Here is a 13028-nt window from a genome sequence, read left to right on the forward strand (position 1 = left end):
AGGGTATGACTGGCAGGCAGCAGCTCTGACAGAAGGTGATCCGGATGGTTGCGTGATTGATGGTACAACTGCCTGGGAGCTCTTTGGCAATAAGGTTCCGGGTGGTCAGATTCTGTTTCAGGGACGTACTTATACTGTCAGGAAAGTTGCGGACTGGGGGCAGAAAATTTTGGTTTTCGGGGCGGCTTCTGCGGATGATACCGAGACGGAACTTTTTTATAATCGTTTGTTTATCAGAAGGAGAAATGGAGAAACCGAAGAAAGTACAGTGAACGGATTTCTGATGAAATACGGACTTCAGGGAACTGTGGTATCCTCAACTTTACCGAAAAATGCAGGACTGGCGGCATTACTGCTGCTTCCGGCGGTTCTTTCTGGCAGTCTGTGGACGGAAATAAGCAGAGAAAAAAAGAACTATACAGTGAAAGATGCAGAGTACTGGTTCTGCAACCTGCTGTACAGTGTAATGGCAGGGACGGTGGTCTGGCTTCTTTTTACACATCTGACCTGGCCGGAGGGATGGATTCCGTCAAGGTGGTCTGACTTTGGGTTCTGGAAAGAAAAGGTGGATCAGGCTGTGGCAGAATTTAAGCTGTATCTGATGCTTCCGAAGACGGTATCCCAGACGGAAGGTATGATTCTTGGCGGGAAAACGGTTTGTGCAGGAGGGGGTTCCTGTTTTCTGTATTTGTTGTGGAAAGTATATGAAAAGGGATATGACAGAATCTCTGACAGAGGAAGGCGAGGGAAGGATTTTCCAGTGGAGCAGAATTAAATCCCTCTGGCAAAGTTCTAAGCAGTTATTAGGCTATCAAGGTTCGTTAATAGCTGCTATTCCAACTGTACATTCAGCTTACCGATATTTGAAAATGTCTCATAGAATTCATTCTTATAAGGGCAGCTGCTACACAGCTTGAATGTGATATATCTTGCTGAATGAACTACTTTTGCAGCAATCTTCAGCAGTTTTAAGCGGACGGTATCAATGCGTTGTTTTCGCATATTTGCTGATAACACCAATCTTCTAAGGCTAAGGTGTTTACAATACTCATAAAGGGCTCCTTTGGGTTATTTTTTAAGATTCGACACCTTAATTTTACCACAAATGGATGCTCTTTTTTCATTCATCTGATAGGTGAAAAGCAATATTCAGTTAAAATATAGAAACTATGTGGTTTTCAGCCACTTTCACGACTGTGCCGTGAATAATCTAGGTTAAATATTTTGTCCAAAAAGAAAGAAAATGCGGCGGTGACAGTTTATACACTGCAACGGACAAAATTATCTCAAACAGATGTAGATAACTTTAATGCACAGTATCCTAAACTGGATGTGAAGTACACAAAAGTATTTCATGATCGTTTTTTAATTCTTGATAAAATGAAAGCATATCATGTGGTGCGTCTTTGAAGGATGCAGGTAAAAAATGTTTTGGAATTAATCTGATTGAAGATGCAGGTATTGTAAGAGATATTTTACAGAGATTGGAATTGGAAACAGAAGAATAGAAAAATAAGTTATGCAGAGAAAGGAGTGAGCCATAGAAAGGTGGCTTGCGTCTTTTTCTGTCTGGAAAGGAAGTGGGGCGTGCAGATTGCGGAAATGATTTTTCAGACACGCTCTAGAACACTACGGGTATGTGGAGCGAAATATAATCAGAAATGAATCCGGATACTGCACCAAGATATAAAAAGTATATTCCATATTGGGCATAATTTAAGTTTCGTTAAGTTTCACTCAGTTCTGTTTTTACAGAGCGCCATTTTTTCTTGGATTCATATTTCTCGCATCCGTCACAGGTCTGTGGCTGGGTGATTTTCCATTCAAAATATTCATCTTTGGTAATCACATTGGATTTCAGTTCATCCATCTGAACTACCCATTCTTTCAGAAAATCATTCAGAAATTTCCGAGGGGCACAAATTCTTCATAAAATAATTAGCACTCACCTCTTGTTATTACAGCGTAGCTTTTGTCTTAGTTCATAGAGTGCCGTAAAGTGCTTATTTACAGGCTTTTTACGGGTTTTATGAATTTATCACATTTCATCAAAAATCGTCAATATACAAAAATTTGGTGTCAAAATTGGTGTCAAATAACCTTGATTTGAGATTTTGATGAGCAACACATCAGTATAAAAAATTGAATATTTTATAGATTATGGAACGCCTAAAATGACGTTCCTTTTCTATTTCCAGCCGTTCTTATTGGACGGCTATTTTATTACCCAAAATGAAAGGAGCATTAGATTTATGAAAAAGACATGGAAACGATTGTGTACGGGCTTCTTAGTTCTTGCAACTGTCGTTACTGCTTTACCGACTACACCTGTCCATGCAGAAAGTAAGCAATACTGGACGGAAAGTGCAGAGCGTGTCGGTATCATTGAAAAAGTAATGAATGACGGTTCTATCGGTTCGACATTCAATGAGGGCTATATGAAAGTCGAGGGCGAAACTGCCTATTGTATTGACATCAATACAGATTTTAAGAACGGCTACAAGACCAGAGCTGACGCAAGCTCACGCATGAGTGCCGACCAGATTTCAGATGTGGCGTTATCCTTAGAGTATGTCAAACAGTATGGCGAAGCTCACAAGGAACTGAATTACAAACAAGTCTATCTGTTGGAACAATGTGTAGTCTGGCAAAGATTGAGCGTACATCTTGGCTGGCAATGTGATAACGTGCGAGCTTCTTATGATGAAATTCCAAAGGCAACGCAGGACGAAGTTTTCGCTGGTGCAAGAACTTTTGTCAAAGAAAATAAAGGACGCTATGAATGTGGCGGTTATATCTACTCTGGCGAGGGACAGGAATTAGGACAATTCTGGGCGAAGCTGAATGTCGGAAATGCGAAACTGCAAAAGACTTCCAGTAATAACAGCATTACAGACGGTAATGGGAATTACTATATTTCTGGTGCAACCTATGGTGTCTTTTCTGATAAGGACTGTACGAAACAGCTTGCCACCCTTACGACTGATGGAAACGGAAATACAGATGTTGTAGAGGTAACGGCTGGCACAGTCTATATCAAGGAATTATCCGCACCAGCAGGATATAAAGTGGATAAAACTGTATATTCCTTAAAGGTTGAAGCTGGAAAGACAGCAACATTGAAAGTATCTGATACGCCAAAAGTAACGGACACTTTGATTGAGCTTTTCAAGATTGATATGGAAACACAGAAAGACAATCCGCAAGGGAACGCTTCTTTAGCAGGTGCGGAATTTACATGGAAGTATTATGCAGGCTTCTATAATAAAGACAATCTCCCTGCCGAAGCTACTCGTACATGGGTTACAAAGACAATCGCTGAAACAGACAGCGACGGGACAACTCACTACATCACAAAATTAGCGGACGCATACAAGGTATCTGACGATAGCTTCTATATGCAGGACGGCAAGGCGGTTCTTCCACTTGGAACGCTAACCGTTGAGGAAACGAAAGCTCCAAACGGCTACTTGTTAGAGGGTGCATATATGCAGGCTGGCGATAAGTCCGAACAGATTAAGGGCTTATATGTAACACAGATTACCGAGGACGGCGACCTTGCCGTATTATCTGGAAGTAACCAGTTTTCCGTATCAGACAAGGTTATCCGTGGCGGTGTCAAAATTCAGAAACGAGATTTAGAAACGGGCGATACAAAGCCACAAGGAAGTGCCACTCTGAAAGATACTGTCTTTGACATCATTTCCTTAAATGATAATTCTGTTTTGGTTGAGGGCAAGCTATATAAGAAAAATGAAGTCGTAAAAACTATTCGTACAGATATTGAGGGTATCGCTTCTACTTCTTCTGACCTCTTACCTTATGGAAAATTCCGTATTGTTGAGAGTGAAGCTCCCGACGGTTACTTAACTGACGGTGCAAAACCGATTGACTTTGCAATCACAGAAAATGGAAAAATCGTGGACTTAACCGACGAAGCTCATTCTATCTACAATCAGATTAAGCGTGGAGATATTGAGGGTGTAAAAATCGGTGCAGGCACACATAAGCGTCTTGATGATGTTCCCTTTAGGATCACAAGCAAGACGACGGGAGAAAATCATATTGTTGTAACTGATGATAACGGACAGTTCTCCACTTCTGCCGACTGGGCTTCTCACAAGCATAATACTAACGCAGGCAAGACCAGTGAGGACGGTGTGTGGTTTGGGACTTCTGAACCAGACGACAGCAAGGGTGCGTTACCTTATGATACTTACATCATTGAAGAAATGCGTTGCGATAGTAACAAAGGCTTTGAACTTATCCCACCTTTTGAAATCGTGGTATCAAGAAATAACCTTGTGGTTGATTTAGGGACTTTGACTGATGAATACGAAAAAGAAATCTCTATCCATACCACAGCGACCAGCAAGGACGGCGAAAAGACTATCCTTGCAGGAAAAGAGGTAACAATCGTTGATACTGTCAAATTAGACGGACTTACAAAAGGCACAAAGTATCAGTTAAAAGGCTGGCAGATGTTAAAGGAAGAAAACGCCGAGCTTATCATTGACGGGAAACGTGTAGAAAACGATTATACCTTTGTCGCTGATGATGAAGAAATGAAAGTGGAAATTTCCTATACATTCAATGCGTCTGCTTTAGGTGGCAAAAACCTTGTTACCTTTGAAGAATTATATGATTTCAGCAATCCAGACGAACCCGTAAAAGTTGCAGAACACAAAGACATTGAGGACGACGGGCAGACGGTACTTATCACAGAGCGTATCATCAAGATACATACTACCGCTACCGATAAGGACGGCAACAAAGAGATTAAAGCAGGAAAAGACGTTACAATCATTGATACCGTAACCTTAGAGGGCTTAGAAGTCGGTACACAGTACAAACTTGTGGGCTGGCAGATGTTGAAAGAAGAAAATGCAGAACTTCTTATCAATGGAAAACGTGTGGAAAGTGATTACACTTTTATTGCTGACAGCGAAACTATGAAAGTGGAAGTTGCTTTTACGTTTGACGCTACTTCTCTTGACGGCAAACAGCTTGTAACTTTTGAGGAATTATACGATTTAAGCAATCCAGACGAGCCGAAGAAAGTTACCGAGCATAAGGATATTGAGGATAAGGGACAGACGATTACTTTTAAGGAAAAGCCAGAAGAACCAGAGAAACCCGAAACACCACCGACACCGGAAAAGCCTAACAGACCTAGCGACAGTCCCAAAACGGGCGACAGTACAAATGTAATGGCATTTATCGTGATGTTGCTTGCGTCTGCTGGTGGACTGGCTGGAACATATCTTTACAAACGCCGTAAAATGAAGAAATCATAAGGCGGTAACGGTATGAGGAAAGAAAAATCACGCTCTCCGCCGAAGCTGTCAAACGGCAGATTTTTGCTTATTCTGGCTTGTCTGCCTACAACCTGCAAGAACACGGATAGTCAAGGGTGCGTAAGCATTGATTTTACCCTTTACTATCTGGGGGCTTGCTGGTACTTCCCAAACCGCCAGAATAAGAAATCACAATTAAAAAACTTATCAAATATCGAAAGAAACGAGGTAAAACAATATGGAAATGAAATATGTCGTGCCAGATATGGCACAGTCTTTTGGAACTCTTGAATTTGCAGGCGAAAGCGAGCCAGTCTTTGAAAGAGATAAAAATAACCGCAGGGTCTTAGCCAGACGAAGCTATAACCTTTATTCTGACATACAGAAAGGCGAAAATGTTGTGGTGGAAATTCCTGTGCAGGCTGGCGAAAAGCATTTCAAGTATGAACAGAAAGTAAAACTTGTCAATCCGAAGTTATACGGCAGAGGTTACGCAATCGGGGATATGGGACATACCGATTATGTATTAGTTGCTGATGATATTGTAGCAGTTGAAGAAAAGTAAAGGAGTGAAGAATTTATGAGATTATCAAACGGGTTTGTTATTGACAAAGAGAAAACATTTGGAGAATTAAAGTTTACAGCGGTACGTGATGTGTTCTTGCAGAATGAGGACGGGACACCGAGTACCCAGCTTAAAAAGCGTATCTATGATTTGAAGTGCAGTCTGCACGGTGGAATTATCCCCGTGTCTGTACCGCCAGAAGTACCGTTAAGGGAATTTCCTTACAATGCAGTTGTGGAGCTTGTCAATCCAGTAGCCGATACGGTATCAAGAAAAACCTATACGGGTGCAGATGTGGACTGGTATGTAAAGGCAGAGGATATTGTGTTGAAGAATAAAGGCAACCAGAACGCAGGTAGCCCACAGAACCCTACACCGCAGGGACAGCCGAAGAAATAAAAGTGATGTATTTGTCTTAATTTTGATTGACACGAACAATGCGGAGTGATATATTTATCTCATAAAGATACAAAAACATCTCATTTGAAAGGAGAGATAAATATGTCAAAGAAACAAATTAAAAAAATTATTTTTATGGGGGTAGGGTGTGCTTTATTGCTTATTGTTGGTACAATCTACTCCCTATTATACAATGATGGACGCTGGGTCAAAAATATGGATATGTCGGAATATGTATTTTCTTACAAGGATATTCCTATGTTAGTAATTGGAGCTTTAATAGCACTATATGCTATCTATATAGTAATTATCTGCTTTAAAAATGTCTTTTCAAAAAACAGCAGGGAAAAACGATATTCAAGAACAATTTCTCCTTACTGGGGATTTTGTGGAATGTTTGGTTTTCTGGGGTTTGGCGGATTTTGGACATACTATAAATTTGGAGAAATATTTCCTTTTGCTTTTTTCATATTTTTTGGTTTTTTCAGTTTTTTCTTTGAAGGTAAACTTTCTCATATCTTAGAAGATGAGCTTTTTCAAGAAAATAAACGTAAGGCACAATTAGAAGCCTACAAGATAGGTTTTAAACTATTATTTGTAGTTATCTGGCTTATGGCAATAGGTATGTTTTCCCGTAATGTTGAGTGGTGTGCAATATTTATGCTGATTTCTGTTTCACTTATCTATGCTCTTGTTCTTTTTCTTAGCAACTATTTATTATATCGTTATGAAAAAAGGGAATAAATTATGGAAGCAAAGTTTGTATGTAATTTAAAAAAATATCGTGTAGCACAAGAATTAACACAAGAACAACTCGCTGACATTGTAGGTGTTCGTCGTGAAACTATTATGAGATTAGAAAAAGCACAATATAATCCGTCACTTAAATTGGCAATAGATATTTCAAGAGCTGTAAAAGCTCCGATAGAAGATATATTTATTTTTGAATAAAGACAGTTTAAAGCAGTTAGTCTTAGGATTGACTGCTTTTTTCATATCCAGAAAGGAGTGATTGATTTATGCGTAAGATTTGTAACAAAGGACACCGTATCAGAGCCAGCGACAAGCAACTTGTCTATCACTTTTCCATAGGGACGCTTCTGTTTGTATTCGTAGCGGTTCTTTTGCTACTGAATACGAAACAGCTCATGCGTACCGATTGGGAGCATTTCAGCTTGTTAGAGAACGGCTTGACGCTCTCCCCTTACAACTTCATAACCATACTGATAGCGACTGGTGTTTGTGCATTGGTCGCTTTTCTGTATTACCGCTTCTGTTACGATAGTTTCAAGAAGCTCCTGCACCGTCAAAAGCTGGCAAGAATGATACTGGAAAATAAGTGGTATGAAGCCGATACCGTACAAGACAGCGGTTTTTTTACTGACCTGCAAAGCAGATCAAGAGAAAAAATCGTCTGGTTTCCAAAGATTTATTATCAAATGGAAAAGGGACTGCTTCATATCCGCTGTGAAATCACGCTGGGGAAATATCAAGACCAGCTTTTACGGTTAGAGGATAAATTGGAAAGTGGCTTGTATTGTGAGCTGACCGACAAGACCCTGCATGACGGCTATATCGAATATACCCTGCTTTATGATATGATAGCAAATCGCATTACCATTGATGAAGTACGTGCAGAAAAAGGCTGTCTTAGATTGATGAAAAATCTTGTCTGGGAATATGACGCACTCCCCCACGCTCTGATTGCTGGTGGAACTGGTGGCGGTAAAACTTATTTTCTGCTGACGCTCATTGAAGCCTTACTGCATACCAACGCTGTCCTTTACATATTAGACCCGAAGAATAGCGACCTTGCGGACTTAGGAACGGTCATGCCAAACGTCTACCATACCAAAGAAGAAATGATAGACTGCGTCAATGCCTTTTATGAGGGCATGGTACAGCGAAGCGAGGAAATGAAGCGACACCCGAACTATAAGACAGGCGAAAACTACGCCTATCTGGGACTGCCACCCTGCTTTCTTATCTTTGATGAATATGTGGCGTTTTTTGAAATGCTGGGGACGAAAGAAAGCGTGAGCTTACTTAGCCAGCTAAAGAAAATCGTTATGTTAGGGCGACAAGCAGGTTATTTCCTTATCGTTGCCTGCCAGCGTCCAGACGCAAAGTATTTCTCGGACGGTATCAGAGATAACTTCAATTTCCGTGTGGGACTTGGGCGTATCAGCGAATTAGGTTACGGTATGCTGTTTGGTTCAGATGTGAAAAAGCAGTTTTTTCAGAAGCGTATCAAGGGGCGTGGATATTGTGATGTGGGAACAAGCGTTATCAGTGAGTTTTACACGCCTTTAGTCCCGAAAGGACATGATTTTTTGCAGACTATCGGCTCTCTTGCACAAGCAAGGCAGGACGGGACGGCGACGTGCGAAGCGAAAGGCGACGGCACGGACTAGCCGTTGCTGGTGTGGCGTTAGCCACGCCAGCAGGTAAAACCCCTCGGTATCTAACAGAGGGGTACGTTTGCAAATAGACAATAGACAAAAAACATAGGAAACATAGGGCTTCTGGCATGATTTCCTGGCAAAATTCAGTTGTGAAGTCGTCTTAAAAAACTTCACACTTTACAGATTGGGGGTATGGTTCTGAATGAAGAACAATGGATAAAAGAATTACGGGAGAAACGGATTGCTTACGGTATTTCACAAGGCAGGCTGGCGGTGGCTTCTGGTATCACAAGAGAATATCTCAACAAGATAGAAAGCGGAAAAATGAAGCCGTCAAAGGAACTTCTGGAAACTTTGCATAAAGAACTGGCAAGGTTCAATCCAGAAGCACCGCTTACCATGCTGTTTGATTATGTGAAAATCCGTTTTCCAACACTGAATATACAGCACATCATCAAAGACATATTAAAACTGAATATCAATTATATGCTCCATGAAGATTACGGACATTACAGTTATACGGAGCATTATTCTTTAGGGGACATCTTTATCTATACGTCGGCTGACGAAGAAAAAGGTGTCCTTTTAGAGTTAAAGGGGCGTGGTTGCAGGCAGTTTGAAAGTTACCTGCTAGCACAGCAACGAAGCTGGTATGACTTCCTCATGGACGCACTCGTAGACGGTGGCGTGATGAAGCGTATCGACCTTGCTATCAACGACCATACGGGCATTTTGGATATTCCAGAGCTTGCGGAAAAATGCAGGAAACGGGAATATATCGGAAAGTCCAGAAGTTATAAGTTTTACCAGTCGGGCGAGCTTATCAAGCACAGAGAGGACGACAGAGAATATATGGGACGTACCCTTTATCTTGGTTCTCTGAAATCAGATGTGTATTTCTGTATCTATGAAAAGGACTATGAGCAGTACGTCAAGTTAGGGACACCGCTGGAAGAAGCCGACATTATCAACCGTTTTGAGATACGGCTTCGCAATGAACGTGCCTATTATGCAGTACGAGATTTGCTGACCTATTATGACGCAGAGCAGACCGCCTTTTCTATCATCAACCAGTATGTGCGGTTTGTTGATGAAGAACCAGACAAGCGGAAAAATGACTGGAAACTCAATGACCGTTGGGCTTGGTTTATCGGCGATAACAGACAGAGCTTGAAGCTGACGACAAAGCCAGAGCCTTACACCTTAGACCGTACATTGCGTTGGGTACAAAGGCAGGTAGCACCGACCTTGAAAATGCTGAAAAAGATTGATAAGGGAAACGGTACAGACTACATGGAAACAATCGAACAGCAGGCAAAGCTCACAGAAAAGCATGAAATGATAATCAAACAGCAGACGACCCCTGCAAAAGATTTGGTGGAAAGTTAGGAGTGATGAAAAAATGTGGGAATTATTAAAAGATTTACTGCTGGTATCTTTGGGAATGGGTATCGGCGTAGTCTTGATGTGTATGTTAAGTGTCGGTAAAGAAGCCGACTATGAAATGAAACAATTAAGAGAAAGCGAGGACAAATAACATGAATTTCGGTCAAAATTTGTATCAATGGTTTTTATCAAACGCACAGAGCTTGGTGCTTATGTCGATCGTGGTTATCGGTATCTACTTAGGTTTCAAGCGTGAGTTTTCCAAACTTATCGGCTTCTTGGTAGTTGCCTTAATTGCTGTCGGCTTGGTATTCAATGCTGGCGGTGTGAAAGATGTACTGTTAGAGCTGTTCAATAAGATTATCGGTGCATAAAATATTGAAATTATCTTTAATTGCAGAGCAAAAAATGATATGATAACATAAAATCTTTCATAAAAACAAAATACATTCTTTCGTGCTTTTTAAGATTTTTACTGTATCATTTTATTTGAAATTACTGTGAAAGGACGATTACTATGTTATCTACAATTTATGCTTTGCTATGTATTATAGTTCCTTGTTCCTTATACCAGCTTATCATTTGCAAGCGTCAAAACAAAAAACAAGAAAACAAAGCAATTCATTTTGTATGGGTATATATTTTTCTGTTATATATCTACTTGACGTTCTCTGTTGCAGGTATAGGTAGTATTTGGGATATTGGACATTATGATACGATTATAAGATTAGAGGAAATCAATTTATTACCGTTTCAGTCTGAGGGGATAATGACTTATGTTTTAAATATTATAATGTTTTTACCTCTGGGCTTTTTAATTCCTTTAATTTGGAAACGATACAGAAATCCTTTGAAAATTTTTATGATAGGCTTCGGTTTTTCATTATCCATTGAACTTTGCCAGTTATTCAATCGGAGAAATACAGATATTGATGATTTAATGATGAATACGCTAGGGGCAGTTATTGGATATTTTATTTGGAAATTGACAAAAAGGTTATTTAAAAATATTAACCATAAATCTATTTCTCTTTCTAAACTAGAACCTATTGTATATTTAACTCTTGCAGTTTTAGGAGAATTTCTATTATTCAACTGGAGAATTTTTCTCTAGTGCTAACAAAAAATATTTACACAAAAAGCAGTTAGTCTTAGGATTGACTGCTTTTTTCGTACCTAAATTTCAGATTGGAGTGATGAAATGAACGATATTTTTAAGGATATGCAGGTAAAAGTCGGTTGCGATTATCTTTCTGACCTGCCCTCTTACAAGCGTAAGGTGTGGCAGGAAATGAAACGACTGAACCCTGCCGATTATGAAGAAAGACAGTTAGAAGATTTTTCTAAATATGTGTTTGGTATGTCGTACCAGACCTTACAAGATGTGATGAAACAACAGAAAGGACGTGAGGAACAATGCAGGAAACAAGGGTGCTGGTGGAAACGAAAGGAACAACTGGCGAAGAAACAATATCATACTGGTTTGAACTGCCGATAGATGTTGCCGAGTTTGAAGAAAAGTTAGGTATCGGTGCAGAAAGTGGGGATTACCGTATTATCGAAAAGGTGTTGCCTTATGCTGATGAAGTCCACGAACATACAAGCGTGTACCAGCTCAACGAATTAGATTTTATGTACCGCCAGCTTTCAAGCGATATGCAGGAAGAATATGTATCACTACTTACGGTGTTTGAGAATTTAGAAGCACTTTATATTTGCAGGAACGTGATTACGGTTTATCCTGACTGCAAAAGCATGATAGATGTTGCAAGGCAAAAGCTGATGAACGACCCGACATTTAAGCATTTATCCGAGGACTGTCAAGAATATTACTTTGACTTTGAAGCCTATGCTTCTCACTTGCAGGAACACGGGAAATTTTTAGTAACAGAACACGGTATCTTTGAACTGCCAGAGTAAGAAATGAGGTGGTGTTTATGATTGATGATATGGCGGTTTACATTGCTAATCTTGGCAAATACAATGAGGGCTATTTAGTTGGTGCTTGGTTCATATTTCCTATTGACGAGGAAGATGTGAAAGAAAAAATCGGCTTGAATGAACAGTATGAGGAATACGCAATCCATGATACCGATAACTTTCCCATTGCGATTGGCGAGTATGTTTCCATTGAAGAACTGAACTCTATGTATGAAATGATAGAGGAACTTCCCGACTATATCGTAGAATGTCTGGACGAATTTATCAGTCACTACGGGACGCTGGAAGAAGTCGTGGAACACAAGGACGACATTTATTATTATCCCGACTGTGAAACTATGACAGACGTTGCCTATTACTACATAGACGAATTGCAGGCACTTGGGGACATTCCACCCAGCTTACAGAATTACATTGACTATGAAGCCTACGGGCGAGATTTGGATATGGGCGGTTGCTTTATTGAAACAAGCCGAGGTATGTGCGAGATACCATATTAACGCTGGAAGATCAGCGACAAGCATTGTTGCTACTGACAGCGTATTTCTCTTTTAAGGGACAGTCTGAAAATGGCTGTCCTTTTCTATTTTGAAAGGAGCTGAAAGAACTTGAAAAAGATTAAAAGCTACACGGGTATCTGGAACGTAGAAAAAGTCTTATATGCAATCAATGACTTTAACTTACCCTTTCCCGTTACCTTTACACAGATTACATGGTTTGTGATTACGGAATTTATCATCATTCTGTTTGGGGATATTCCCCCACTTTCCATGATTGAGGGAGCATTTCTCAAATACTTCGGTATTCCCGTTGCTCTCACTTGGTTTATGTCGCAGAAAACCTTTGACGGAAAGAAGCCGTACAGCTTTTTGAAATCACAGATAACCTATGCCCTGCGACCAAAAATCACTTATGCAGGAAAAGCCGTAAAACTGCATAAGCAGATATTGAATGAAACAATCACGGCAGTAAGGAGTGTGAACTATGTTCCCGATAAAATATATTGACAATAACCTTGTCTGGAACAAGGACAAT

The 13028-nt window shown here is 40.2% G+C and carries 17 protein-coding genes and 2 pseudogenes; 17 read left to right on the plus strand and 2 right to left on the minus strand.

The genetic code is table 11. The features are described 5' to 3' along the window. A pseudogene (locus tag AC075L_RS19945) lies at positions 1–775 on the plus strand (hypothetical protein); the annotation flags it as partial. Positions 776–831: 56 nt separating this feature from the next. On the opposite strand, the pseudogene AC075L_RS19950 reads toward AC075L_RS19945, so the two are convergent. Further along, positions 832–1026 (minus strand): annotated as a pseudogene (locus AC075L_RS19950) (transposase); the annotation flags it as partial. A gap of 198 nt (positions 1027–1224) precedes the next feature. Between AC075L_RS19950 and AC075L_RS19955 the strand changes: the two are divergent. Both AC075L_RS19955 and AC075L_RS19960 read left to right on the plus strand, forming a co-directional pair. Then, positions 1225–1410 (plus strand): hypothetical protein, encoded by a 186-nt coding sequence (locus AC075L_RS19955; RefSeq protein WP_055057263.1) that lies wholly within the window; start codon positions 1225–1227, stop codon positions 1408–1410. 138 nt (positions 1411–1548) lie between these two features. Then, entirely contained in the window at positions 1549–1665 is a 117-nt protein-coding gene (locus tag AC075L_RS19960) for a DUF6783 domain-containing protein (RefSeq protein ID WP_368182928.1), read from the plus strand. Positions 1666–1726: 61 nt separating this feature from the next. On the opposite strand, the gene AC075L_RS19965 is transcribed toward AC075L_RS19960, so the two are convergent. Further along, complete coding sequence (locus tag AC075L_RS19965) at positions 1727–1870, minus strand: hypothetical protein (RefSeq protein WP_330575082.1); 144 nt, start codon at positions 1868–1870, stop codon at positions 1727–1729. A gap of 382 nt (positions 1871–2252) precedes the next feature. Here AC075L_RS19965 and AC075L_RS19970 point away from each other — a divergent pair, with 382 nt between their 5' ends. From AC075L_RS19970 to AC075L_RS20035, 14 genes are all read left to right on the plus strand, one after another. Next, the gene (locus AC075L_RS19970; protein ID WP_476388077.1) at positions 2253–5297 is read left to right on the plus strand and encodes an SrtB-anchored collagen-binding adhesin; all 3045 of its coding nucleotides are present in this window, start codon (positions 2253–2255) and stop codon (positions 5295–5297) included. Between the two features lie 238 nt (positions 5298–5535). Beyond that, a complete protein-coding gene (locus AC075L_RS19975) occupies positions 5536–5862 on the plus strand; it encodes a YdcP family protein (protein ID WP_055056278.1) in 327 nt (108 codons plus the stop codon). 15 nt (positions 5863–5877) lie between these two features. Then, complete coding sequence (locus tag AC075L_RS19980) at positions 5878–6261, plus strand: YdcP family protein (RefSeq protein ID WP_027089108.1); 384 nt, start codon at positions 5878–5880, stop codon at positions 6259–6261. A 102-nt stretch (positions 6262–6363) separates the two neighbouring features. Beyond that, positions 6364–7005: a DUF2178 domain-containing protein gene (locus AC075L_RS19985; protein ID WP_025579173.1), complete on the plus strand. Its 642-nt coding sequence runs from the start codon at positions 6364–6366 to the stop codon at positions 7003–7005. A 3-nt stretch (positions 7006–7008) separates the two neighbouring features. Further along, positions 7009–7212 (plus strand): helix-turn-helix transcriptional regulator, encoded by a 204-nt coding sequence (locus tag AC075L_RS19990; protein ID WP_008787613.1) that lies wholly within the window; start codon positions 7009–7011, stop codon positions 7210–7212. A 68-nt stretch (positions 7213–7280) separates the two neighbouring features. Then, positions 7281–8675, plus strand: a complete 1395-nt coding sequence (locus AC075L_RS19995; protein WP_118368055.1) for an FtsK/SpoIIIE domain-containing protein — start codon at positions 7281–7283, stop codon at positions 8673–8675. 183 nt (positions 8676–8858) lie between these two features. After that, entirely contained in the window at positions 8859–10055 is a 1197-nt protein-coding gene (gene mobT, locus AC075L_RS20000) for a MobT family relaxase (protein WP_412455930.1), read from the plus strand. A 13-nt stretch (positions 10056–10068) separates the two neighbouring features. Next, positions 10069–10203 (plus strand): DUF3789 domain-containing protein, encoded by a 135-nt coding sequence (locus AC075L_RS20005; protein ID WP_117950056.1) that lies wholly within the window; start codon positions 10069–10071, stop codon positions 10201–10203. A gap of 1 nt (position 10204) precedes the next feature. Then, the gene (locus AC075L_RS20010) at positions 10205–10426 is read left to right on the plus strand and encodes a hypothetical protein (RefSeq protein WP_003060793.1); all 222 of its coding nucleotides are present in this window, start codon (positions 10205–10207) and stop codon (positions 10424–10426) included. Positions 10427–10569: 143 nt separating this feature from the next. Further along, positions 10570–11166, plus strand: coding sequence for a VanZ family protein (locus AC075L_RS20015; RefSeq protein WP_006857107.1), 597 nt, complete (start codon positions 10570–10572; stop codon positions 11164–11166). An 87-nt stretch (positions 11167–11253) separates the two neighbouring features. Beyond that, positions 11254–11550 (plus strand): conjugal transfer protein, encoded by a 297-nt coding sequence (locus tag AC075L_RS20020; protein ID WP_082438284.1) that lies wholly within the window; start codon positions 11254–11256, stop codon positions 11548–11550. After that, positions 11469–11972 carry an antirestriction protein ArdA gene (locus AC075L_RS20025; RefSeq protein WP_055261583.1) on the plus strand — a complete coding sequence of 168 codons (504 nt, stop codon included), beginning with the start codon at positions 11469–11471 and terminating at the stop codon, positions 11970–11972. Before AC075L_RS20020 ends, AC075L_RS20025 begins: the two co-directional genes overlap by 82 nt. 17 nt (positions 11973–11989) lie before the next feature. Then, the gene (locus AC075L_RS20030; protein WP_117660764.1) at positions 11990–12493 is read left to right on the plus strand and encodes an antirestriction protein ArdA; all 504 of its coding nucleotides are present in this window, start codon (positions 11990–11992) and stop codon (positions 12491–12493) included. Positions 12494–12601: 108 nt separating this feature from the next. Next, positions 12602–13000 carry a conjugal transfer protein gene (locus tag AC075L_RS20035; protein ID WP_003061368.1) on the plus strand — a complete coding sequence of 133 codons (399 nt, stop codon included), beginning with the start codon at positions 12602–12604 and terminating at the stop codon, positions 12998–13000. Positions 13001–13028: the final 28 nt, after the last annotated feature.

The sequence above is a fragment of the Blautia sp. ZXY-1-B12 genome (assembly GCF_056339915.1).